The organism is Arenimonas alkanexedens (genome assembly GCF_054781355.1).
In genome coordinates, this window is the sequence record NZ_BAAGUO010000005.1 from 87,328 (window position 1) to 111,080 (window position 23,753).

Consider the following 23,753-nt stretch of genomic DNA (forward strand, 5'->3'; position numbering starts at 1 on the left):
CTCAGCCCGTGGGCGCGGGCTCGAACCAGGCCGCGTCCATGCGGATATTGCGAAGCGGTGCCGTGCTGAGATGCGAGTCATACACCGGCGCCGCGAAGTAACTGATCAACAGGCTGCGCCGACGCGCACCGCTGATATTGAGGCTGCCGGCGTGCACCAGGTCCGCCTCGAACACCAGCACATCGCCGGCGCGTCCCGCCAGCTGCATCGCCTCCAGGCTGTGTTCGAAGCCAGGCAGGGCGGCCTCAGGCAGAATGCGGTGGCTGCCGGGCACCACGCGGGTTGCTCCGTTCTCGGGCCCGTAGTCGTCCAGAAAGACGATCGCCAGCACCGTGTCGCCGGCGCGCTGCGCGCAGAAGTCGCGATGCAAACCCTGGTGACCGCCGCCGGGCATCGGCTCTCGACCCTCCACCTGGGCGAGGAAAAAACGTTCGCGGATCACGGCACCCGCAGTCGCCAGCAGTATCGGCAGGCGACAGACCGCCTGGACTCGAGGGTTGAGATCAAGCAGCGCGTGTCGCCAATCCGTGCCGCGCGGCACCGGCCATTGATCGTTGGCAAGAACACCCGCATCGAACGCGTCTCGTAGCTCATCGAGCCAGTCGGCCGGAATCGCGCCGCGTAGCAGGGCGTAGCCGTCGGCATCCAGTCGATTCGCGGAATCCACCGGCCCGACCACCGTGGCCTGTTGCTCAGTCACGCGGTTTGCGTGCTTCGGCGCGCGCGGCCCGCAGGCGGTCGAGCTTGTCCTTGAGCTTGATCTCAAGCCCGCGGTCCACTGGCTGGTAGTACACCTGTTCGCCCATCGCCTCCGGGAAGGCGGTCTGGTCGAGCGCGATGCCGTCCGGCGCGTCGTGGTCGTATTGGTAGCCGCTGCCGTAGCCCAGCTGCTTCATCAGCTGGGTAGGCGCGTTGCGAAGATGGATCGGCACCTCCTGGGTGCCGCCTGCGCGGACGTCGGCCTGGGCCGCCTTGAAGGCCACATAGGCCGCGTTGGACTTGGCGCAGCTGGCCAGGTAGATCACGACCTGGGCCAGGGCCAGATCGCCCTCGGGACTGCCGAGGCGTTCATAGGCATCCCAGGCTTCGATCGCCATTTGCAGCGCGCGCGGGTCGGCGAGGCCGACGTCCTCGACCGCCATGCGGGTCAGGCGACGTGCGAGATAGACCGGGTCGCAGCCACCGTCGAGCATGCGCGTGAACCAATACAACGCAGCGTCCGGGTTCGAACTGCGCACGGATTTGTGCAGGGCCGAAATCTGGTCGTAGAACTGCTCGCCCTGCTTGTCGAAGCGACGGGTGCGGTCGGCCAGCACCTGCACCAGGGTGGCTTGCGTGATACGCCCGCCTTCGTCGACCGCCAGCTCGGCGGCGATCTCGAGCAGGGTCAGGGCGCGGCGAACGTCGCCGTCGGCGGCACCGGCGATCTCGGCCAGGCGCTCGGCGTCCACTTCGATGCCCTGCCCGCCCAGGCCGCGGACCTCGTCGGCCAGGGCCCGACGCAGGGCTTCGGCGATATCGTCCGGCGACACGGCCTCCAGCACGTGCACCCGGCAGCGCGACAGCAGCGCGGAGTTCAACTCGAAGCTGGGGTTCTCGGTGGTGGCGCCGACAAACAGAATGCTGCCGCGCTCGATATGCGGCAGGAAGGCGTCCTGCTGGGTCTTGTTGAAGCGGTGCACCTCGTCCACGAACAGGACCGTGCGGCGCCCTTCGCTGAAGCGCTGACCGGCCGCGGCCAGCACCTCGCGTACCTGCGGCAGGCCGGAGAGCACGGCGGAAATGGCCACGAACTCGGCTTCCGCATAGCGCGCCAGCAGCAGCGCCAGCGTGGTCTTGCCGCAGCCGGGCGGGCCCCAGAGGATCATCGAATGCACCCGTCCCGATTCCACGGCGCGCCGAAGCGCCGAGTCGGGCGCCAGCAGTCTGCGCTGGCCCACCATGTCGTCAAGGACGGCCGGGCGCATGCGCTCGGCCAAGGGCTTGAGACCCTCGGGCGGCTGGAACAGGGAATCCGTGGCGGGCGGGTTCTTGCGCACGCCCTAGTCTAACGCCGGGCTCAATCGCGCAGCGGAATGACCTGGGCGGACTCGGCCACTTCGCCGATCTGGTCCACGCCCTCGGGCGTCACGAAGACGAAGGTCGCCGGCGCGAACGCGGGATTGCGGGTCCATGCGGAGAAGGCCATCACCGTGCGCTGGCCGAGGCCATCGAACATCTCCATTTGCACCAGACCGGCCGGCCCAAAGCCCAGACGGGCGCGATCGAAAGGCGCTTCTTCCGGCTTCTTCGGGCTCAACTCGAGCCAGGACAGGCTCTGTCCCTGGCCGCCTTCGGTGACGGTGAACTGGCGCTCCATCTGGTCGATGTCGATCAGCATGGCCAGGGGGCTGTTCTGCTCCTCCAGGCTCTGCTGGCGCACGGTCACCTGCTCCATGTCCGGGTCGTAGATCCAGATGTGGTCGCCGTCGGCGACGATCAGCTGCGGGAAGGGCTGGATGTATTCCCAGCGGAACTGGCGCGGCGCCTGCAGCTTCACGCTGCCGTTGGAGGTCTCCTTCAGCGCGCCGTCGGCGTCGTAGACGCGCTGTTCGAAGTTCGCCGACAACCCCTTGACGCCATTGCTGAAGACATCGAGCTGCTCGCGCGCGCCGGCGTGGGCGGCGCCCGTGGCCAGGACCAGGAACAGGACAATCAACTTGCGCATGGCGGGATTCACCGGTGGGTTTGTTGGACAGGAGTCTGGCGACGAGCGGCTGAACCGCGCTTGTGCACGCGCGGGGCCGGCCAGCCGCGGTTCAGCGCGGCGGCGGTGCCAGGACGGTGCGGTCGCCGTTGTGTTCGGGGCCCGACACGACGCCGGCGGCTTCCATCGCCTCGACCAGGCGGGCGGCGCGGTTGTAGCCGATCTTCAGGCGACGCTGGACGCCGGAGATCGAAGCGCGGCGGGTTTCGGTGACCACTTTGACCGCTTCGTCGTAGAGCGGGTCGGATTCGTCGCCCGAGCTGCTCGACTCGGGCAGGCCACCGGGGCCGACCACCACGCCGTCGCCCATGGTCTGCACTTCCTCCAGCACGCCCTCGATGTAGTCCGGGCCGCCGCCGTTCTGGCGCAGGTGGGCCACCACGCGATGGACTTCGTCGTCGCTGACGAAGGCGCCGTGCACGCGCTCGGGCATGGCGGTGCCGGGCGGCAGGTAGAGCATGTCGCCGTTGCCGAGCAGGGCCTCCGCACCGGACTGATCCAGGATCGTGCGCGAATCGATCTTGCTCGAGACCTGGAAGGCGATACGGGTGGGAATATTGGCCTTGATCAAGCCGGTGATCACGTCCACCGAAGGCCGCTGCGTCGCCAGGATCAGATGGATGCCGGCGGCGCGGGCTTTCTGCGCCAAACGCGCAATCAGCTCCTCCACCTTCTTGCCGACGATCATCATCATGTCGGCGAATTCGTCGATGAACACGACGATGAAAGGCAGCTCCTCCAACGGTCGCGGCGCCTCGCCCAGGTCCGGGTTCGGGCGGAACAGCGGATCCATCAGCGGCTGGCCGGCGTCACGGGCGTCTTTGACCTTGCGGTTGAAACCGGCCAGGTTGCGCACGCCGACCGCGCTCATCAGTTTGTAGCGGCGCTCCATCTCGGCCACGCACCAGCGAAGGCCATTCGCGGCCTCCTTCATGTCGGTGACCACGGGCGCCAGCAGATGAGGGATGCCCTGATAGACCGAAAGCTCGAGCATCTTCGGGTCGATCATCAGCATCCGCACTTCCTTGGCGGTGGCCTTGTACAGCAGGCTCAGCACCATGGCGTTGACGCCGACTGACTTACCCGAGCCGGTGGTACCGGCGACCAGCAGATGCGGCATGCGCGCCAGGTCCACCACGATCGGGCGGCCGGCGATGTCCTTGCCCAGGGCCATCGCCAGCGGCGAATTGACCTTGTCGTATTCCTTCGAGCGCAGGATCTCGCTGAGATAGATCATCTCGCGGTGCGAGTTCGGGATTTCCAGGCCCACCACCGACTTGCCCGGAATCACGTCCACCACGCGCACCGACTTCACGCTCAGGCCGCGGGCGATGTCCTTGTCGAGCGAACTGATCTGGCTGCCCTTGACGCCCGGCGCCGGCTCCAGCTCGAAGCGGGTGATCACCGGACCCGGATAGGCGCCCATCACCTGCACTTCAACCCGGAAGTCCTTGAGCTTGAATTCGATCTGGCGCGATAGCGTTTCCAGGGTTTCCTCGGAATAGCCCTTGGGCTGCTCCTTGGGATCGTCCAGCAGCGACAGCGGCGGCAGGCCTTCGCCGCCGCCGGCGTTGAACAGCGGGATCTGCTGCTCGCGCTGGGCGCGCTCGGATTTCTCGATCACGGGCTTGGGCGGCGGCTCGATATAGACCGGCTCGCGCTTGGCGCGCTTGACCGTCTCGACCTTGCGCACCTCCTCGCGCTCCTCGCGCATCACCCGGGCGCGCTGCCACTCCGCCGCCTGGCGGGTGCCCTTGCCGAGGCGGCCATACAGCACCAGCACCTTGCCACCGATCCAGTCCATCAGCGCGAACCAGCTCAGGCCGGTCGACAGCGTGACCGACATCAGCACCAGCGCCAGCAGGAACAGGTTGCCGCCCATGCCGCCGAACACGCTGCGCATGGACGAGCCGACAATATCGCCCAACAGACCGCCGGACGCGGCCGGCAGGCTCGGGGCCGAGCCGCCCAGGGTGTGTGCCAGCCCGCAGGCGCTGACCAGGAAACCGACGATGCCGATCAGGCGCAGGGCCGGGCCGAAATCCACGCGGCCGTCGCCGTCGGAATCAAGCCCGAACAGGGCGATCCAGGCGATGCCGCCCAACACCACCGGAATGGTGTAGGCCACGTAGCCGAAGAACCAGAAGGCCAGATCGGCCAGCTTGGCGCCGACCACCCCGCCGAAATTATTGAGCGGCCCGGCGACGCTGCCGGTGCGCGACCAGCCCGGATCATCCGTGTGGTAGCTGAGCAGGCTGGCCAGCAAATAGAGCAGCAGCGGAGAAATGGCCACCAACGCGAGCTCGCGCCAGAGTTTCTGGCGGCGGTCGAGGCCGGCGGTGGTGCTACGGTCTGGGGATCGCGCCACTGAGAGAAAAGACCTCAGGAAACCTTTATAGATGGCTGTTTATACAGTAATTCACACCGACAAGCCCGTATCTTCACGGGGCTCGGGCGCAACATAGCGGGACCCGGGCTTGGCTTGATTTGCCCTGCCTCGGACGCCAAGCTAGTTGTCTACGCGAAGGCCACCGGAAAACCGGTCCCGCCGCCGCGCCGCCCCTTCAACGGACGAAGAATAATACATGACCGCCCCTAAGCACTGCCGCCTGCTCATCCTCGGTTCCGGCCCTGCCGGCTACTCCGCCGCCGTCTACGCAGCACGCGCAAACCTCAAGCCCGTGCTGGTCACCGGCCTGCAGCAGGGCGGCCAGCTGATGACCACCACGGAAGTCGACAACTGGCCGGGCGATGCCCACGGCCTGCTGGGCCCGGACCTGATGACGCGGATGCAGGCCCATGCCGAGCGCTTCGAGACCGAGATCATCTTCGACCACATCCACACCGTGGACCTGAGCCGCCGTCCGTTCCACCTCGTAGGCGACAGCGGCGAGTACACCGCGGACGGCCTGGTGATCGCCACCGGCGCCAGCGCTAAGTACCTGGGCATCGAGTCCGAGACCCGCTTCATGGGCAAGGGCGTGTCGGCCTGCGCCACCTGCGACGGTTTCTTCTTCCGCGACCAGGACGTGGCGGTGATCGGCGGCGGCAACACGGCGGTCGAAGAAGCGCTGTACCTGTCCAACATCGCCCGCAAGGTCTATCTGGTGCACCGCCGCGACAAGCTGCGCTCGGAGAAAATCCTGCAGGACAAGCTGTTCGCCAAGGCCCAGGCCGGCAAGGTCGAGATCATCTGGGACCATGCGGTGGACGAGGTGCTGGGCGACGACAGCGGCGTCACCGGCATGCGCATCCGCTCGACCAAGGACGAGTCCACCCGCGAGATTGCGGTGCAGGGCTTCTTCGTGGCGATCGGGCACACGCCCAATACCTCGCTGTTCGAGGGCCAGCTTGAGATGCGCAACGGCTACCTGACCATCAAGTCCGGCCTGGACGGCAATGCCACCGCCACCTCGGTGCCGGGCGTGTTCGCCGCGGGCGATGTCGCTGACCAGGTCTACCGCCAGGCCATCACCTCGGCCGGCTTCGGCTGCATGGCGGCGCTGGACGCCGAGAAGTTCCTCGACAAGGAATAACGCCGGCAGAAAGACTGTAGGAGGGCCTTCAGGCCCGAAGCTCTTCCCCCAAAAGCTTCGGGCCTGAAGGCCCTCCTACCGTTGCCGCTCACGCCCTGCGCGCTAAGGTCCGTCCATGCCTCAACTGCGCCTGCACGCCGCCCTCGACGAGATTCCAGCGCCGGCCTGGGACGCCCTGCACGACCGGGCCAATCCCTTCCTGCAACATGCCTTCCTGTCAGGCCTGGAGCGCGAGGGCTGCCTGCGGCCGCGCTGGGGCTGGACCCCGCGCCACGCCACGCTGTGGCGCGACGGTGAACTGGTCGCCGCGGCGCCGGCCTACCTCAAGACCAACTCCCACGGCGAATTCGTGTTCGACCACGCCTGGGCCAATGCCTACGCCCGCTTTGGCCGCGACTACTTCCCGAAATGGCTGGTCGGCGTGCCTTACTCGCCGGTCACCGGACCGCGGCTGCTTGCGCGCGACGGCGCCGACCGCCGGCACCTGCTCGAAGCGCTTTGCGACCAGGCGCGCCGGGATGGCCTGTCCTCGATCCACGTCAATTTCCACCTCGAGGACGAAGCGCCGGCCTTCGGCGACGACTGGCTGGCGCGCGAGGACGTCCAGTTCCACTGGCACAACCGCGGCTGGCCCGACTTCGATGCCTTCCTGGCGGCGCTGCAGCCCAAGAAGCGCAAGAACCTGCGCCAGGAGCGCGACAAGGTGCTGCGCGCGGGCTACACCTTCCGCACGGTGCACGGCGACGAGGCCAGCGAGGACGACCTGGCGGCGATGCATTTCTTCTACTGCCGCACCTTCGCCGACTATGGCAACCAGCCGGCGCTGACGCTGGCGTTCTTCCAGCACCTCGTGGCGACGATGCCGCGGCAGCTGGTGCTGTTCCTGGCCGAGCGCGAGGGCGAAACCGTGGCCGGCGCGATGTGTCTTCGCGGCGGCGACACCCTGTACGGGCGCTACTGGGGCAGCAGCGAAGCGGTGCCGGCGCCTGGCCTGCATTTCGAGACCTGTTACTACCAGGGCATTGATTACTGCCTGCGCGAAGGCCTGCAGGTGTTCGAGCCCGGCGCCCAGGGCGAGCACAAGATCGCCCGGGGTTTCCTGCCGGTAGCCACCCGCAGCCACCACTGGCTGGCGGACCCGGAGTTCGCGCGCGCCATCGGAGAATGGTGCCGCCAGGAGCAGGCCGGCACGCGCAGCTATCGCCAGGCCGTCCTGGCCCACAGTCCGTATCGCGATGCCGATCCGCCTGCCCCTGCTGCCGGTTGATCCCGAGGCGCCCTTCCCGCCTGCCGCGGGCGCGCGACGGGAACCGAACGGGCTGCTGGCGATGGGTGGCGACCTGTCGCCCACCCGGCTGCTCAATGCCTACCGGCAGGGCATTTTCCCGTGGTACTCCGAAGGCGAGCCGATCCTGTGGTGGTGTCCGGACCCACGCATGGTGTTCGACACCGCCCGCTTCCGGCTGGCCTCGCGCTTCCGGCGCAGCCTGCGCAGCAGCGGCTGGGTCATCCGCGTTGACAGCGCCTTTGACCAGGTCATCGCCGCTTGCGCCGCCCAGCCTCGTCCGGGCCAGGACGGCACCTGGATCACGCCCGCGATGGCCCAGGCCTACCGGGAACTGCATCGCCTGGGCCATGCCCATTCGGTCGAGGTATTCGAGGGCGCGGCCCTGGTCGGGGGCATCTACGGCGTCGGCGTTGGCCGGATGTTCTTCGGGGAAAGTATGTTCAGCGCTGTCCCCGGTGGCTCGAAGGCGGCCCTGGCGGGCCTGTGCCGGCACCTGGCCGACGCGGGCTGTCCGCTGCTCGACGCTCAGGTCGAGAATCCGCACCTGGTCTCGCTCGGGGGTCGCCGGCTGCCGCGCCCTGCCTTCCTGGCGCAGGTGGCGCAATCGGTGGCGATGCCGACCCCGCCCGGCCTCTGGGCGCCGGGCACGCCGGAATTCCCGGCCTCCCATTTGGCTGGCGGCGGCGATTAACCAATTTTTTGCAAGCGCGGCAAGGCCATGGCAGAATACGCGGCTTCCAAGGCCGGCTTCCCCGTCCAGCGAAACCAAGAATGTCCAAAGACGATTCCATCGAATTCGAAGGCACGGTGCTCGAGACCCTTCCGAACACCATGTTCCGGGTCAAGCTCGAGAACAGCCACGTCATCACCGCCCATATCTCCGGCCGCATGCGCAAGAACTACATCCGCATCCTCACCGGCGACAAGGTCAAGGTCGAGATGACTCCCTACGACCTCACCAAGGGCCGCATCACCTACCGCATGAAGTAAGCGGTGGTGCCTGCAACGAAAACGGCGGCCAATGGCCGCCGTTTTCGTTGCGCCGCCTTCCTGTAGGAGGGCCTTCAGGCCCGAAGCTTTTCGCGAAAAGCTTCGGGCCTGAAGGCCCTCCTACAGGCTCAGACCGTGGCGGGCAGCAGCTTTTCCGGCTCAGCCTGGGCATCAACGACCAGGTCGCCGTCGCGCACGTCCACCGTCGCCTTGCCGCCGTTGACCAGTACGCCGAACAGCAGTTCGTCCGCCAGCGGCCGCTTGATCTTGTCCTGCAGCAGGCGCGACATCGGGCGGGCACCCATCTGCGGGTCGAAGCCGTGCTCGGCCAGCCACTGCCGCGCCGCGGGCGTGGCCGACAGGCTCACGTGCTTCTCGTGCAGCTGGGTCTCGAGTTCGATCAGGAACTTGTCCACCACCCGAAGGATGTGGTCGATGCCCAGCGCGCCGAACTGGATGATGGCGTCCAGGCGGTTGCGGAACTCCGGGGTGAAGGCCTTGCGGATGACCTCCATCGCGTCACTGGTGTGGTTTTGCTCGACGAAGCCCATGGTGCGGCGCGCCGCCTGCGAGGCGCCGGCATTGGTGGTCATCACCAGCACCACGTTGCGGAAGTTCGCTTCCCGGCCATTGGTGTCGGTCAACACGCCGCGGTCCATAACCTGCAGCAGGATGTTGAACACGTCCGGATGCGCCTTCTCGATCTCGTCGAGCAGCAGCACGCAGTGCGGCGTCTTGACGATCTTCTCGGTCAGCAGGCCGCCCTGGTCGAAGCCGACATAGCCCGGAGGCGCACCAATGAGGCGGCTGACCGAATGCGATTCCATGTACTCGGACATGTCAAAGCGCACCAGCTCGATGCCCAACTGCATCGCCAGCTGCTTGGTGACTTCGGTCTTGCCCACGCCCGTCGGACCGGCGAACAGGAAGTTGCCGATCGGCTTGTCGGGGCTGGACAGGCCCGAGCGCGCGAGCTTGATCGCCGAGACCAGGGTTTCGATGGACGGATCCTGGCCGAAGATGACCATCTTGAGATTGCGCTCGAGATTTTGCAGCACGTCCTTGTCGGAGGCGCTGACCTGCTTGGTCGGGATGCGCGCCATCTTGGACACGATCAACTCGATTTCCTCGACGTCCACGATCTTCTTGCGCTTGTCCTGATCGAGCAGACGCTGGCGGGCACCGGCCTCGTCGATCACGTCGATGGCCTTGTCGGGCAGCAGGCGGTCGTTGATGTGCTTGACCGACAGATCCACCGCCGCCTGGATGGCGTCAGAAGCGTATTCCACGTCGTGGTGGGCCTCGAAGCGGGTCTTGAGCCCGTTGAGGATGGCCACGGTCTCGGCGATGGTCGGCTCGACCACGTCGATCTTCTGGAAGCGACGGGCCAGCGCGCGATCCTTCTCGAATACGCCGCGGTACTCCTGGAACGTGGTGGAGCCAATGCAGCGCAGCTCGCCGTTCTGGAGCACCGGCTTGATCAGGTTCGAGGCGTCCATGGTGCCGCCCGACGCGGAGCCCGCACCGATGATGGTGTGGATCTCGTCCACGAACAGGATCGCACCCGGCTCCTTCTTGATCTGGTTGATCACAGCCTTGAGCCGCTTCTCGAAGTCGCCGCGGTACTTGGTGCCAGCCACCAGCGCGCCCAGATCGAGCGAGTAAATGACCGCGTCCTTGAGCACCTCCGGCACCTTGCCCTCGACGATGCGCCAGGCCAGACCCTCGGCCAGGGCGGTCTTGCCGACGCCGGCTTCGCCGACGTAGAGCGGGTTGTTCTTGCGGCGGCGGCAGAGCACCTGGATCGTGCGCTCCACTTCGTCCTCGCGGCCGATCAGCGGATCAATCTTGCCTTCCTTCGCCAGCTCGTTGAGGTTGGCGGCGAATTCCTGCAGCGGGTTGCCCTTGGGCTCAGCGTTCTCCTCGCCCTCGGGCTTGGCTTCGGGCGCCGGCTTGTCCTCGGGCCCGTCGCCAATCTTGGCGATGCCGTGCGAGAGGTAATTGACCACGTCGAGACGGGTTATTTCCTGCTGGTTGAGGAAGTACACCGCATGCGAGTCTTTCTCGCCGAAGATAGCCACCAGCACGTTGGCGCCGGTGACTTCCTTCTTGCCCGAGGACTGCACGTGGTAGACCGCACGCTGCAGCACGCGCTGGAAACCCAGCGTGGGCTGGGTGTCGCGCGGGTCGTCGGTGGGTAGCACCGGCACGGTATCGGCGATGATCTGCCGCAGGCCGGTCGCCAGCTTGGGCTGGTCGGCGCCGCAGGCCTTGAGCACGCCGGCCGCCGAGGGGTTGTCCAGCAGTGCCAGCAGCAGGTGTTCGACCGTCATGAACTCATGGCGGGCTTCGCGGGCCTGCTTGTAGCACTGGCCGATGGTGTACTCGAGATCCTTGCTGAACATTTGGCGTCTCCGGAACGTTTGCTCCGATATGGGGCCAGCCTAGGTCTTTTCCATGGTGCACAACAGGGGGTGCTGGTGTTCCCGGGAAAAGTCGTTGACTTGCGTCACCTTCGATTCAGCCACTTCGCGTGTGTAGACACCGCAAACGCCCTTGCCCCGGGTGTGGACCTGGAGCATGACCTGGGTGGCTTTCTCGCGATTCATGACGAAGAAGGTCTGCAGGACTTCCACCACGAAATCCATGGGCGTGAAGTCATCGTTCATCAGCAGGACTTGGTATAGCGGCGGGCGCATAACTTCGGGCCGCGAGGCCTCGACGGCCATGCCGCGCTGGTGTTCGTGTTCGGGGTGTGGGTCTTGGGCCATGGGCGAAGTATAAATCGGGGCGGGCGGGCGCGTGGGCAAGGCCTTCACTGAACGTGGACGCCGGCCATGATTTGAGCCGACAATGCCCAGGCCGGCTGGCCGGCGTCCAATCAAACAGAGGAAAGCCCATGATCTTGCGCACCGTTTGTCTTGCTGCTGTCTTGCTCGCCCTTCCCTTCGCGGCCCACGCGGCCGATCCCGACCCGGTGGTCAAAGCCGCCCTCGAGGCCAAGGGCACCCCGTTCAAGATCGACGACGACGGTGACTACCAGATCGTTGTGCGCCTTGAGAACGACCGCACCCAGCTGGTTTGGGTCCGCTCGGTCGTGTCCGACACCGGCCAGTTCCGGATCCGCGAGATCTGGTCGCCGGGCTACCAGTCGACCACCGACATGTTCCCGGCGGCGATCGCCAACGACCTGCTGGCCCGCAGCAACACGCTGATCCTGGGCAGCTGGGTCAAGCAGGAACGGGTGGCGATGTTCGTCACCAAGATCCCGGCCGACGCCAGCGCCGACGCCCTTGACCAGGCCATCGACCTGACCGCCCTGTCCGCGGACAAGCTCGAGCTGGACGTGACGGGCAAGGACGATCTTTGAGTTATCGCAGCGGTCGCTTTTGGCAGCCGGACGTCACCGTAGCCACGGTTGTGGTGCGGGACGGCCGGCTGCTGGTGGTCGAGGAACAGGTGCGCGGCGAGCTTGTGATCAACCAGCCCGCCGGGCACCTGGAACCCGACGAGACCCTGCTGCAGGCGGCCTGTCGTGAAACCCTGGAAGAAACCGGCTGGGACGTCACGCTGACGGCCTTCATCGGTGCCTACCAGTGGAAGGCACCCGGCGCCGAAGGACGCCATTTCCTGCGCATGGCCTTCGCCGCTGAACCCCTGCTCCATCATCAAGACCGCCGCCTGGACGAAGGCATCGTCCAGGCGATGTGGCTGACCCCGGCCGAGCTGGCCGCCGAAGCCCCGCGCCATCGCAGCCCGCTCGTTTGGCAGGTGGTCGAGGACTTTCTGGGCGGTCGCCGCTTTCCACTTCAGGCGCTCAATCACACCGCATGAGTCCGGCGCGCGTCATCGTCGGCATGTCCGGCGGCGTGGATTCCTCGGTCGCCGCCTTGCTGCTGCAGCGCCAGGGCGAATCGATCGCCGGCCTGTTCATGCAGAACTGGGATGACGACGCCCAGGACAACCCAGACCCCGCTAGCGACGGAACGCCGGCCTCGAACGCGAAGACGGGCTGCCGCGCCGACGAGGATCGCCGCGACGCGCTGGGTATCTGTGGCCGGCTGGATATTCCTTTCCACGCCCGCAATTTCGCCCGGGAATACTGGGCCGGCGTGTTCGAGCACTTCCTGGCCGAATACTGTGCGGGCCGCACGCCCAATCCGGACGTGCTGTGCAATCGCGAGATCAAGTTCAAGACCTTCCTGGACGAGGCGCGCTCGCTGGGCGCCGAGAAGATAGCCACCGGCCACTACGCGCGCGTCGCCCATCGCGACGGGCGCTGGCAGCTGCTGCGCGGGGTCGACCAGGACAAGGACCAGAGCTACTTCCTGCACCAGCTCGGGCAGGAACAGCTGGCCGCGACCCTGTTTCCGGTCGGCGACCTGCCCAAGGCCGAAGTCCGGCGCCTGGCGGCCGAGGCGGGGCTGCCCACGGCGTCCAAGAAGGACTCGACCGGCATCTGTTTCATCGGCGAGCGCGATTTCCGCACGTTCCTGGGCCAGTACCTGCCGGCGCAGCCCGGGGATATCCGCAGCGTCGACGGCAGCGTGGTCGGCCGGCATTCCGGCGTCTGGTACTACACGCTGGGACAACGCGAAGGCCTGCAGATCGGCGGCGTGCGCGGGCGACCGGCGGCGCCCTGGTTCGTGGTGGGCAAGGACGTCGCCCGCAACCTGCTGGTCGTCGACCAGGGCGGTGACAGCCCATGGCTGCAGTCGAACCGGCTCTGGACCGAGCCGGCGCACTGGATCGCCGACAGTGCGCCGGCCGCCGAATTCACCTGCACCGCCAAGACCCGCTACCGCCAGCCCGACCAGGCCTGCGAAGTACGGGTGGACGCGGACGGGTCGCTTTCCGTAGCCTTCGCGGTTCCGCAGCGAGCGGTCACCCCCGGCCAGTCACTGGTCCTGTACCGTGGCGACGAATGCCTGGGCGGTGCCGTCATCGCCCGTACCGACGCTCCCACGATCGAGATGAAGACCCCCCACGCATGAAGGATCGCGCCCTCGCCCTCGCCGGCCTGCTCCAAGCCGTGCAGCTAGTCCAACAGATGGCGCAGAACGGCGAAGCCGAATCGCAGCCGCTGTCGGCCTGTATCGAAAGCCTGTTCCGCTTCGACGCCGAGTCACCCCAGGCTGTCTATGACGGCGCCGACAAGCTCGGCCCGGGCCTGCGTCGCCTGATTGGCCAGCTCGAGGGCGGCGCCGGCCGCGACCCGGCCCTCACCCGCATGGCCATGACCGTCCTGCACCTTGAACGCAGCTTCATGCGTCATGCCAAAGCGCCGCAGGCGGTGCACGACGGCCTGGTCGCCATCGATCGCCAACGCGAGCATTTCGGACCCACCCACGCCACCGTGCTGGCCCGCCTGGGCGAGCTATATGCCAAGGAAGTCAGCCCGGTGGGTCCGCGCGTGCTGGTGCAGGGGAATCCTGTCTATTTGGGCCAGCCGGACCTGGTCGGCGAGGTGCGCGCCACCCTGCTTGCCGCGCTGCGCGCCGCGGTGCTGTGGCGCCAGCTCGGCGGCAGCTACTGGGACTTCCTGTTCGGCCGCCGCGCGATGGTGCAAGCGGCCCGCGCCTGGCTCGACGCCGGGCACTGAGCGAGCGCCCGCCCGGCGGCTGAGCGGACGGAGGGGTACGGTTTGGGGCATAATACGAGGCTGACGTGGCGGCCCTGCGCGCCACTCCAGCCCCCTCTTCCAAGTCCGGAGCCTGTCCATGAGCGACTCCTTCGCCACTCGCGACCAACTGGTCGTCAACGGCACGTCCTACACCATCTTCAGCCTCAGCAAGCTCGGCCAGGCCTTCAACCTCGCCCGCCTGCCCTACTCCATGAAGATCCTGCTCGAAAACCTCCTGCGCTGCGAAGACGGCGGCATGACGGTCGGCAAGCAGCACATCGAGGCGGTCGCCAACTGGAACGCCAAGGCCGATCCCGACACCGAGATCGCCTTCATGCCGGCCCGCGTGGTCCTGCAGGACTTCACCGGCGTGCCCTGCGTGGTCGACCTGGCCGCGATGCGCGACGCCGTGGTCAAGCTCGGCGGCAACGCCGACCAGATCAACCCGCTGATCCCGTCCGAGCTGGTCATCGACCACTCGGTGCAGGTGGACGTGTTCGGCAAGGCCGAGGCGCTCGACCTCAACGGAAAGATCGAATTCGAACGCAACCAGGAGCGCTACAGCTTCCTGCGCTGGGGCCAGAAGGCCTTCGACAACTTCAAGGTGGTGCCGCCCAACACCGGCATCGTGCACCAGGTCAACCTCGAGCATCTGGCGCGGGTGGTGATGGAGCGCGACATCGACGGCGTGAAGTACGCCTTCCCGGACACCGTGTTCGGCACCGACTCGCACACCACCATGATCAACGGCATCGGCGTGCTGGGCTGGGGCGTCGGTGGCATCGAGGCCGAGGCCGCCATGCTGGGCCAGCCCAGCTCGATGCTGATCCCGCAGGTGGTGGGCTTTAAGCTCACCGGCAAACTGCCCGAGGGCGCGACCGCCACCGACCTGGTGCTTACCGTCACCCAGATGCTGCGTTCGCACGGCGTGGTGGGCAAGTTCGTTGAGTTCTTCGGCGAAGGTCTCGACCACCTGCCGCTGGCCGACCGCGCCACGATCTCCAACATGGCCCCGGAGTACGGCGCCACCTGCGGCATCTTCCCGGTGGACGAGGAATCGCTGACCTATCTGCGCCTGTCGGGTCGCGACGAAGCGCAGATCGCGCTGGTCAAGGCCTATGCGCAGGCCCAGGGCCTGTGGCGCACGCCGGGCCAGCCGGACGCCGAGTACAGCGCCGTGCTGGGCCTGGACATGTCCGAAGTGCTGCCCTCGCTGGCCGGCCCGAAGCGTCCCCAGGACCGCGTGCTGCTGAGCGACATGCAGAAGAACTTCCACGACAGCCTTCCCTCGGTCACGGGCAACCGCAAGCCGCAGAACGGGGAAGTGGCGAAGATGGACGCTGAAGGCGGCGCGCAGCCGCAGGCCGACCGTCTGGCGGCCAAGCCGCGCTCGGCGATCCGCATCAACGACCAGGACCATCACCTTACCGACGGCTCGGTCGTCATCGCCGCCATCACCTCGTGCACCAACACCTCCAACCCGGCGGTGATGCTGGGCGCGGGCCTGCTGGCGCGCAACGCCGTGGCCAAGGGCCTCACCGCCGCGCCGTGGGTCAAGACCTCGCTCGGCCCGGGCTCGCTGGTGGTCACCGACTACCTCAAGAAGGCGGGCGTGCTGGACGACCTGGAGAAGCTGGGCTTCTTCGTGGTTGGCTACGGCTGCACCACCTGCATCGGCAACTCCGGCCCGCTGCCGGAAGCCGTGTCCAAGGGCATCGCCCAGAATGATCTGGCCGTGGCCTCGGTGCTGTCGGGCAACCGCAACTTCGAAGGCCGCGTGCACGCCGAAGTGAAGATGAACTACCTGGCCTCGCCGCCGCTGGTGGTCGCCTACGCCATCGCCGGCACCGTGGACATCAACCTGACCACCGAGCCGCTGGGCACGGGCAGTGACGGCAAGCCGGTGTTCCTCAAGGACATCTGGCCGACCAACAAGGAAATCGGCGACTTCATCGCCCGGACCGTCGGCCCGGAGATGTTCAAGCACAACTACGCCAACGTCTTCGCCGGCGACGCGCGCTGGAACAAGATCGCTTCGCCGGACGGCGCAAAGTTCGCCTGGGATGACGCCTCCACCTACATCAAGAACCCGCCCTACTTCGACGGCATGCGCATGGAAGTGGGCACCATCGACGACATCGCCGGTGCGCGCATCATGGGTCTGTTCGGCGACTCCATCACCACCGACCACATCAGCCCGGCCGGCAACATCAAGGCCAGCTCGCCTGCCGGCAAGTTCCTGCAGGCACGCGGCGTGCAGCCGGCCGACTTCAACAGCTACGGCTCGCGTCGCGGCAATGACGACGTGATGGTGCGCGGCACCTTCGCCAACATCCGCATCAAGAACCTGATGATGGGCGGCGAAGAAGGTGGCAACACGCTGCACTACCCGTCGGGCGAGAAAATGCCCATTTACGACGCGGCCATGAAGTACAAGGACGAGGGCGTGCCGCTGGTGGTGTTCGCGGGCAAGGAATACGGCACCGGTTCGTCGCGTGACTGGGCGGCCAAGGGCACCAACCTGCTGGGCATCAAGGCAGTGGTGGTCGAGAGCTTCGAACGCATCCATCGCTCGAACCTGGTCGGCATGGGCGTGCTGCCCTGCCAGTTCCTGGAAGGCCAGAATGCCCAGACCTTGGGCCTGAAGGGCGACGAGATCATCTCGATCACGGGCCTCGAGGACGGCGCTGCCAAGCTGGCGACCGTCGTCGCCAAGCGCGCGGACGGCACCGAGCTGCGCTTCCAGGTGCAGGTGCTGCTGCTGACGCCGAAGGAAGTCGAGTACTTCCGCCACGGCGGCATCCTGCACTACGTCCTGCGCCAGCTGGCGAGCCGCAAGACCGCCTGAGCCGGACCTGTGGGAGGGACTTCCGTCCCGATGCTCTCTCAGGGAGCATCGGGACGGAAGTCCCTCCCACATTCGTTTGGGACAGCGCCCGGGCGGGACTATTCCCACTCGGCCGATATCAGCATCCATTCGCCATCGTCGAGCCGCCAGCCGGTCCGCACCTGGTAGACGTCGGCACGATCGGGCAGGAAGCCCTCGCCTCCAGTGGTCGCCGCCGTGAAATTCACCCGGGCCCGTTCGCCCAGCAGTTCCACGTCCAGCGGCCCCAGCCGCACCGCGACCTCGCGGTTGCGCAGCCAGATCAGGGCGAGGTAGCGACGGAACTGATCCCGATCCATATTGCCCGGCCCGGCGAAATCCTCGGCTACCGAGTCCACCAATGCGCTTGAGTCACGCGCCTCGGCCGCCGCCTGCATCTCGGCGATCGTGGCCCGCAGGGCCTCCTCGGGAGGTTCCCGCGAGCAGCCTGCCACGCCCACCAGCAGCAGCAAGAACGCCCGCGTGACGACCGCGCGAATCCATACGCTGCTCGCCTTGCCTGCGATGGGGGGCTGTGCTCCAATCGAGTGAATACTCCAATCCGGTGCCGGGCGTTTGCCCACTGCCTGGGGCGGATGGCATCCATCTTTTAACTGGGGGTTTTGCATGGGTTCCGAGCGTCCTTGGCTGGCGAATTATCCGAAGGGTATCCCGGCGGAGATCGACCTGGAGAAATACCCGTCGATCGTGTCGGTGCTCAACGAAGCCTGCCGTGATTATCGAACCAACCCTGCGTTCGGCAACTTCGGCAAGATCATTACCTACGACGAAGTAGACCGGCTCAGCACCCAGTTCGCAAACTACCTGCTGCACGAGCTCAAGCTCAAGAAGGGCGATCGCGTCGCCCTGATGATGCCGAACATCCTGCAGTACCCCATCGCCATCTTCGGCGTGCTGCGTGCCGGTCTGACGGTGGTCAACACCAACCCGATGTACACCGCCCGCGAGCTCAGGCACCAGCTGGTCGACTCTGGTGCCAGCGCCATCGTCGTGCTCGAGAACTTCGCGCACGTGGTGGCCGACGTCATCGCCGACACTCAGATCAAGCAGGTGCTGGTGACCGGCGTCGGCGACATGCTTGGCTTCCCGAAAGGGGCGCTGGTGAACTTCGTGCTCCGCCACGTCAAGAAGCAAGTGCCCGATTACGATCTGCCCGGCGCCATCCGCTTCGGACAGGCGCTGGACCTTGGCGCCAAGCACACCCTGCCCGACATCGACATCCGCGGCCACGACATCGCCTTCCTGCAGTACACCGGCGGTACCACCGGCGTCGCCAAGGGCGCCATGCTCACCCACCGCAACCTGGTGGCGAACATGCAGCAGTCCTCGGTTTGGCTGGGTTCGAACGCCCGGCCGGGGCACGAGATCATCATCACGGCGCTGCCGCTTTACCATATCTTCGCGCTGACGGCGAACTGCCTGGTCTTCATGAAGTTCGGCGGCCTCAATCACCTGATCACCAACCCGCGCGACATGAAAGGCTTCGTCGGCGAACTCAAGAAGATCCCGTTTACCGCCATCACTGGCGTCAACACGCTCTTCAACGGCCTGCTCAACACACCGGGCTTCGACCAGGTGAACTTCTCCCACATGCATCTCTCGCTTGGCGGCGGCATGGCCGTCCAGCGCGCGGTCGCCGAGCGCTGGAAGAAGGTCACCGGCATCACGCTGATCGAGGCTTACGGACTGACCGAGACGTCGCCCGCGGCCTGCATGAATCCCATGGACCTGGAAGACTACAACGGCGCGATCGGGCTGCCGATTCCGTCCACCGATGCCTGCGTCAAGGACGACGGCGGCAAGCACCTGCCGGTCGGCGAGGTCGGCGAGCTGTGCATCCGCGGCCCGCAGGTGATGGCCGGCTATTGGCAGCGCCCCGAGGAAACCGCCAAGGTGATCGACGCCGAAGGCTGGCTGCATACCGGCGACATGGCCAAGATGGACGAGCGCGGCTTCTTCTTCATCGTCGACCGCAAGAAGGACATGATCCTGGTCTCGGGCTTCAACGTGTACCCGAACGAGATCGAGGACGTGATCGCCCTGATGCCCGCGGTGCTGGAAGTCGCGGCGGTGGGCGTGCCCGACGACAAGTCCGGCGAAGCGGTGAAGGTCGTGATCGTGAAGAAGGATTCCTCGCTTACGGCCGACCAGGTCCGCGCCTTCTGCAAGGAAAACCTCACCGGCTACAAGCAACCGCGCCTGGTCGAGTTCAGGAGCGAGCTGCCGAAGTCGAACGTCGGCAAGATTCTTCGCCGAGAGCTGCGGGACGCACCGAAGCCCGACGCCTGAGCGGGCGGCGGGCCCGGGCCGCAGGGCCCGCGAACGGCCGGTTGGGCCCGGCCGAGCCTGGACGCGAGGTGTACTATGGCGCCGTCGCCCTTGCGTTTTCCGAGTGTAGCGTGTAGGGCGACATCCCTACCCTTGCCCGGAGAAACACCATGTCCCTGTCCAACGTCGAGAGCATCAACCGCGAACCCAGCTTCAGCCTGATCGACCACGCGTCCGAGGCCGAAGCCGGTATCGAATGGTGCTTCATGCACCAGAATCCACGCCCCGGCTACCGCCCCTGCTTCTCTGAATCGCTGCTGGTGGAATTGCGCGAATGCCAGCGCCAGATTGCGGCACGCATGACCAACGAACCGGTGTCGAACGGACAGATCAAGCATCTGGTGTTGGCATCGAAGGCCGACGTCTTCAACCTCGGCGGCGACCTCGAACTGTTCAGCCGCCTGATCCGTAGCGGCGACCGCGCCCGCCTGCTGGCCTATGCCCAGCTCTGCGTCTCGGTCGCCTTCCATTTCGCGCGACTTGCCGACGACCAGGTACACAGCGTTGCCGTAGTCCAGGGCGATGCGCTCGGCGGCGGCTTCGAAGCCGCCCTTTGCTGCCACACGATCATCGCCGAGGAAGGCACCGGCATGGGCTTCCCCGAAGTGCTGTTCGACCTGTTCCCCGGCATGGGTGCCTACACCTTCCTGTCGCGTCGGGTCACGCCGGCCCAGGCTGAGCGAATGATGCTGGACGGCAATATCTACTCCAGCGAAGACCTCTACCGCATGGGCGTCGTCGACATGCTCGTGCCGCGCGGCGAAGGCCTGCAGGCGGCGCGGGAACTGGTGCGCCGCCGTCGCCGGATGGGCAATGCACTGCGCTCGCTCAACACCGTGCGTTCCACCTGCAACCCGGTCAGCCTCGAAGAACTGATGAGCGTCACCGCCACTTGGGTGGATGCCGCGATGCGCCTGAGCGAACGTGGCCTTCAGAACATGGAGCGCCTGGTGCGGGCCCAGAAGCGCCGCGTCGGCGAAGCCCCCGGCCTGCGCCAGGTAGTCTGAGCCAAGGCAATGCGATGGCCGCCGTGCAAGGGCGGCGGTCATCGCCCTGGATCGTGCCTCAGCCGGACTCGTGGTCGGTCGGCCGGGAGGCATCGTCCTGCGGCTGCGCGGCGATGCGTATCAGGTCGCGACGGACTTGCTCCGCGGTGGCTTCCAGCATCGATCCCAGTACTCTCAGATAGCGCCGCCATTCCTTGGCCAGCACCGCATCGCTCGCTCGCATGATCTCGGTACTGCGCTCTACGAGCGCCTGGGCCCCGATGTTCTCCGACACCCCCTTGAGCGCGTGCGCAGCTTCGCGCACCGCCTCCCACTTCGACGTTGCGGCGCCGCGCTCGGCCTCGGCCAGGCAGCGGCTGGCGTCGCGCAGGCACTGGTCGACGAAATCCTCCAGGAAGTCCTTGCCCAAGCCCATGCCGGCCAACTCCTCGAGCACGTCCGTACGCAGGGTCGGCGCCAGATGATCCTTGCGGGACACCGCCTGGGCGTTTTCATTACCCCCTGCAATCTCCGCCAGGGTCTCAAGCAGGCGCGAAGCCACCACCGGCTTGGTAAGGAAGGTATAGGCGCCGGCGGCTTCGGCGTCACGCACGGCGTCCAGCGTGGCGTCGGCGCTGAGCACGAGGATCGGCGTGCGCGGCCCGCCCGCCTGCATCACTCGCGCCTGCTTGATCATTTCCAGACCATCCATCACCGGCATGTGCAGGTCGACGATGGCGGCATCAATCGTCTCCTCCTCCATCCGCTCCAGCGCCTGCTCGCCATTCTCGGCGAACACCGCGCTGTGGCCGGCGCGCTCGAGCAAGCGCTGCAGCACCAATCGGTTGGCGGGCTGGTCGTCGGCCACCAGGATGCGAAGCGGCCGGACCCGGGCGCGATGACGAACGAACGGATCGTCAAAGGCGATGACCTTGCCGCCGCCGTCGGACGCCGCCGGGACGTCGAGCGCTTCAGCGATGCGGAAGTCGAGGTCGAGCCAGAAATGGGTGCCGCCGCCCGGATTGTCCTCAACACTGATCTGGCCACCCAGCAGCTCGGTCAGGGTCTTCGCGATCGTGGTGCCCAGGCCGGTGCCGCCGAAACGCCGGGTCGGACCGCCATCCACCTGCTCGAAGGCCGCGAATATGCGGACTTTTGCGTCATCAGGAATCCCGATTCCGGTGTCGCGTACCGAAAACCGCAGGCCGATGCTTTCGCCGTTGCGTTCCCGGATCTGGACCACCAGTCGCACACTGCCGGCCTCAGTGAACTTGATGGCGTTGTGGACCAGATTGAGCAGGATCTGGTGCAGATGCCCGGCATCGCCGTGCAGGCGGGGCGGCACCGCGTCCGGCAGTTCGATCCCGAACTGCAGGTTTTTGGCGGCGGCCATGGGCTGGAGCATGGTCCGGATCCGGCGCAGCAATTCGCCCAGCGAGAACTCGCTGTCCTGGCGCTTGAGCTTCCCGGCCTCGATCGCCGAAATATCCAGCACATCTTCGACCAGCATCAGCAACGACTGCGCCGAAGTGTGGATGACGTCGGCGCACTCACGCTGCTCGGGCGCCAGCCGGGTGCTAGACAGCAGTTCGGCCATGCCGATGATGCCGTTGAGCGGCGAGCGGAACTCGTGGCTCATATTGGCCAGGAAGCGACTCTTGGCGGCATTCGCGCGCCGAGCCTCTTCGCCGGCGCGGCGAAGGTCGCGCAGCAGGCTGATCAGGTAGGACGGGATGGCGACCAGACCCAACAGCAGCCCCCACGCGAGATAGGGATTTTGTTGCCAGTAGGCCGTGGTCTGGATGACTACCAGGAAGGTAACTGCCGCCAGCCCCATGGCGGCGAACAGATAGCGTGAGCCGTAGCGCAGGCCATTGCCCACCGTCACCCAAAGAACGATGACGTACAGCGGCGCCAACACCTCGCCCTTCACCATCATCATCGCGGCCAGGGTGCCGTAGTCGGCCAGCATTCCCACCACTCGCCGCGGGTGCGAGATGCCGGGCGAAACCATGATCGCGATCACCAGCCCCAAGCCCAGCACGGTCTCGGCCAGCAGGATCAGAACACTAATCCGAACCGCGTCACCGGCCCCGGCGCTGCTGGCCACGCCCGCGAGATAGAGCAACAGCATGGCGGCGATGATCAGGCGCACCAGCGCCTGGCCGTGCTCGCTGTCGGGTCGATTGCTGAAGGCGCGGATCATCGCATGCGGGGCTCGGGGGCCTGCGGGACCGGTCGGCCGTTCAGCCGTGGCCCGGCGCGGGCGCGAAGTAGCGATGGATCTCTTCGATCCGTTCGCGTCGTGCCATCACCGCGTCCACCACCGCCGGGTCGAACTGCGAACCGGACTGCGCCTTTACGTACTCAAAGGCGGCATCCAAGGTCCACGCCTCCTTATACGGCCGCGGCGTAGTCAGGGCATCGAACACGTCCACCAACGCAACGATGCGCGCCGGCAGCGGAATGGCCTCGCCCTGCAGTCCTTCGGGATAGCCGGCACCGTCCCAGCGTTCGTGATGGTGCTGGGCGATGGTGGCACCGACCTGCACGAAACGGCTGCTCGAATCGCTGAGGATTTCGTAGCCGAGGCGCGGATGTTGCTTGGCCTGCGCATACTCGGCCTCGTCGAGTTTGCCGGGCTTGAGCAGGATCGCGTCGGACACACCCAGCTTGCCGATGTCGTGCAGCGGCGCCGCGAGCTCGATCATCTTCACTTCCTCTTCCGGAAGCCCCATGGCTTCGGCGATCAGGGACGAGATGCGCGCCATGCGCTCGAAGTGGTTGCCGGAGCTGCCGTCGCGGTAGGCCGTCGCCTTGGCCAGGCGATGCAGGACCTCACGCTCGCGCTCGTCGAGCTCGTGCATGCGCGCCAGCAGCTGGCGCTCGAGCTCGTGGGCCCGGGACTTGAGGTTTTGCTGCTGCTGACGAAGCGCAAGCAAGTTGCGGCAACGCGAGCGCAATTCGCGCGGGCGCACCGGCTTGACCAGGAAATCAATCACGCCGGCCTCAAGCGCGGCGTTGCGGATCGGTTCGTCGCCCACGACCGTGATCAGGATGATGGGTACGTCGCGGTGCGACAGCGGGCGGCGGAAGCGACGCGCAAACTCGAGGCCATCGAGCTTGGGCATGCGGTAGTCAAGCAACAGCAGGTCGGGCGAGCTGCGCTGGGACCAAAGCAGGGCTTCCACCGGGTCACCAAAATCAGTGACCTTAACTTCGGGACTGATGTCCTCCAGCAAGTGACGGAACATCGTCCGCTGCGAAGGCTGGTCGTCGACGATCAGTACGTTCAAGTGGAGCTCCCGGGTGCGGACACCGTGATTGCCGCGGATCGCGGCTCAGGCCCAGCTTACTCCGTGGATTTCA

The 23,753-nt window shown here is 66.4% G+C and carries 20 protein-coding genes; 11 read left to right on the plus strand and 9 right to left on the minus strand.

Translation table 11 applies throughout. The features are described 5' to 3' along the window. Position 1: 1 nt before the first annotated feature. The 4 genes from ACYVGY_RS11335 to ACYVGY_RS11350 all read right to left on the minus strand — a co-directional run bounded on the left by ACYVGY_RS11335 (position 2) and on the right by ACYVGY_RS11350 (position 5,132). A complete protein-coding gene (locus tag ACYVGY_RS11335; RefSeq protein WP_460457602.1) occupies positions 2-700 on the minus strand; it encodes a phytanoyl-CoA dioxygenase family protein in 699 nt (232 codons plus the stop codon). After that, a complete protein-coding gene (locus ACYVGY_RS11340) occupies positions 693-1,967 on the minus strand; it encodes a replication-associated recombination protein A (protein WP_460457646.1) in 1,275 nt (424 codons plus the stop codon). The genes ACYVGY_RS11335 and ACYVGY_RS11340 overlap by 8 nt, the downstream gene beginning before the upstream one ends. A 92-nt stretch (positions 1,968-2,059) precedes the next feature. Next, on the minus strand, positions 2,060-2,707 hold the full coding sequence (lolA, locus tag ACYVGY_RS11345; protein ID WP_460457603.1) for an outer membrane lipoprotein chaperone LolA: 648 nt from the start codon (positions 2,705-2,707) through the stop codon (positions 2,060-2,062). 91 nt (positions 2,708-2,798) lie between these two features. After that, a complete protein-coding gene (locus ACYVGY_RS11350; protein ID WP_460457647.1) occupies positions 2,799-5,132 on the minus strand; it encodes a DNA translocase FtsK in 2,334 nt (777 codons plus the stop codon). Between the two features lie 199 nt (positions 5,133-5,331). Here ACYVGY_RS11350 and trxB point away from each other — a divergent pair, with 199 nt between their 5' ends. The 4 genes from trxB to infA all read left to right on the plus strand — a co-directional run bounded on the left by trxB (position 5,332) and on the right by infA (position 8,560). Further along, positions 5,332-6,282: a thioredoxin-disulfide reductase gene (gene trxB, locus ACYVGY_RS11355; RefSeq protein WP_460457604.1), complete on the plus strand. Its 951-nt coding sequence runs from the start codon at positions 5,332-5,334 to the stop codon at positions 6,280-6,282. A gap of 115 nt (positions 6,283-6,397) precedes the next feature. Continuing rightward, positions 6,398-7,549 (plus strand): GNAT family N-acetyltransferase, encoded by a 1,152-nt coding sequence (locus ACYVGY_RS11360; protein WP_460457605.1) that lies wholly within the window; start codon positions 6,398-6,400, stop codon positions 7,547-7,549. After that, positions 7,518-8,261 (plus strand): leucyl/phenylalanyl-tRNA--protein transferase, encoded by a 744-nt coding sequence (aat, locus tag ACYVGY_RS11365; protein ID WP_460457606.1) that lies wholly within the window; start codon positions 7,518-7,520, stop codon positions 8,259-8,261. Before ACYVGY_RS11360 ends, aat begins: the two co-directional genes overlap by 32 nt. A gap of 80 nt (positions 8,262-8,341) precedes the next feature. Next, complete coding sequence (gene infA / locus ACYVGY_RS11370; RefSeq protein WP_460457607.1) at positions 8,342-8,560, plus strand: translation initiation factor IF-1; 219 nt, start codon at positions 8,342-8,344, stop codon at positions 8,558-8,560. A 128-nt stretch (positions 8,561-8,688) separates the two neighbouring features. Here infA and clpA read toward each other — a convergent pair whose 3' ends face one another. Together clpA and clpS are read right to left on the minus strand one after the other, a co-directional pair. Continuing rightward, a complete protein-coding gene (gene clpA / locus ACYVGY_RS11375) occupies positions 8,689-10,965 on the minus strand; it encodes an ATP-dependent Clp protease ATP-binding subunit ClpA (protein WP_460457608.1) in 2,277 nt (758 codons plus the stop codon). 39 nt (positions 10,966-11,004) lie between these two features. Next, the gene (clpS, locus tag ACYVGY_RS11380) at positions 11,005-11,331 is read right to left on the minus strand and encodes an ATP-dependent Clp protease adapter ClpS (protein ID WP_460457609.1); all 327 of its coding nucleotides are present in this window, start codon (positions 11,329-11,331) and stop codon (positions 11,005-11,007) included. 128 nt (positions 11,332-11,459) lie between these two features. Between clpS and ACYVGY_RS11385 the strand changes: the two genes are divergently transcribed. From ACYVGY_RS11385 to acnA, 5 genes are all read left to right on the plus strand, one after another. Continuing rightward, a complete protein-coding gene (locus tag ACYVGY_RS11385; RefSeq protein ID WP_460457610.1) occupies positions 11,460-11,930 on the plus strand; it encodes a hypothetical protein in 471 nt (156 codons plus the stop codon). Then, positions 11,927-12,394 carry an NUDIX hydrolase gene (locus ACYVGY_RS11390; protein WP_460457611.1) on the plus strand — a complete coding sequence of 156 codons (468 nt, stop codon included), beginning with the start codon at positions 11,927-11,929 and terminating at the stop codon, positions 12,392-12,394. Before ACYVGY_RS11385 ends, ACYVGY_RS11390 begins: the two co-directional genes overlap by 4 nt. After that, a complete protein-coding gene (gene mnmA / locus ACYVGY_RS11395; protein WP_460457612.1) occupies positions 12,391-13,554 on the plus strand; it encodes a tRNA 2-thiouridine(34) synthase MnmA in 1,164 nt (387 codons plus the stop codon). Before ACYVGY_RS11390 ends, mnmA begins: the two co-directional genes overlap by 4 nt. After that, positions 13,551-14,162: a high frequency lysogenization protein HflD gene (gene hflD, locus ACYVGY_RS11400; protein ID WP_460457613.1), complete on the plus strand. Its 612-nt coding sequence runs from the start codon at positions 13,551-13,553 to the stop codon at positions 14,160-14,162. Before mnmA ends, hflD begins: the two co-directional genes overlap by 4 nt. Positions 14,163-14,280: 118 nt before the next feature. Further along, positions 14,281-17,031, plus strand: a complete 2,751-nt coding sequence (gene acnA / locus ACYVGY_RS11405) for an aconitate hydratase AcnA (RefSeq protein WP_460457614.1) — start codon at positions 14,281-14,283, stop codon at positions 17,029-17,031. A 98-nt stretch (positions 17,032-17,129) separates the two neighbouring features. Here the strand turns inward: acnA and ACYVGY_RS11410 are convergent, their stop codons facing one another. Continuing rightward, the gene (locus tag ACYVGY_RS11410) at positions 17,130-17,522 is read right to left on the minus strand and encodes a nuclear transport factor 2 family protein (protein WP_460457615.1); all 393 of its coding nucleotides are present in this window, start codon (positions 17,520-17,522) and stop codon (positions 17,130-17,132) included. Positions 17,523-17,676: 154 nt separating this feature from the next. Here ACYVGY_RS11410 and ACYVGY_RS11415 point away from each other — a divergent pair, with 154 nt between their 5' ends. Both ACYVGY_RS11415 and ACYVGY_RS11420 read left to right on the plus strand, forming a co-directional pair. After that, the gene (locus ACYVGY_RS11415; protein WP_460457616.1) at positions 17,677-19,359 is read left to right on the plus strand and encodes a long-chain fatty acid--CoA ligase; all 1,683 of its coding nucleotides are present in this window, start codon (positions 17,677-17,679) and stop codon (positions 19,357-19,359) included. A gap of 149 nt (positions 19,360-19,508) precedes the next feature. Then, entirely contained in the window at positions 19,509-20,405 is an 897-nt protein-coding gene (locus ACYVGY_RS11420) for a crotonase/enoyl-CoA hydratase family protein (protein WP_460457617.1), read from the plus strand. A gap of 58 nt (positions 20,406-20,463) precedes the next feature. Here the strand turns inward: ACYVGY_RS11420 and ACYVGY_RS11425 are convergent, their stop codons facing one another. Together ACYVGY_RS11425 and ACYVGY_RS11430 are read right to left on the minus strand one after the other, a co-directional pair. After that, positions 20,464-22,590, minus strand: coding sequence for a hybrid sensor histidine kinase/response regulator (locus ACYVGY_RS11425; RefSeq protein ID WP_460457618.1), 2,127 nt, complete (start codon positions 22,588-22,590; stop codon positions 20,464-20,466). Between the two features lie 40 nt (positions 22,591-22,630). Beyond that, a complete protein-coding gene (locus tag ACYVGY_RS11430) occupies positions 22,631-23,719 on the minus strand; it encodes an HD domain-containing phosphohydrolase (RefSeq protein ID WP_460457648.1) in 1,089 nt (362 codons plus the stop codon). Positions 23,720-23,753 lie beyond the last annotated feature (34 nt).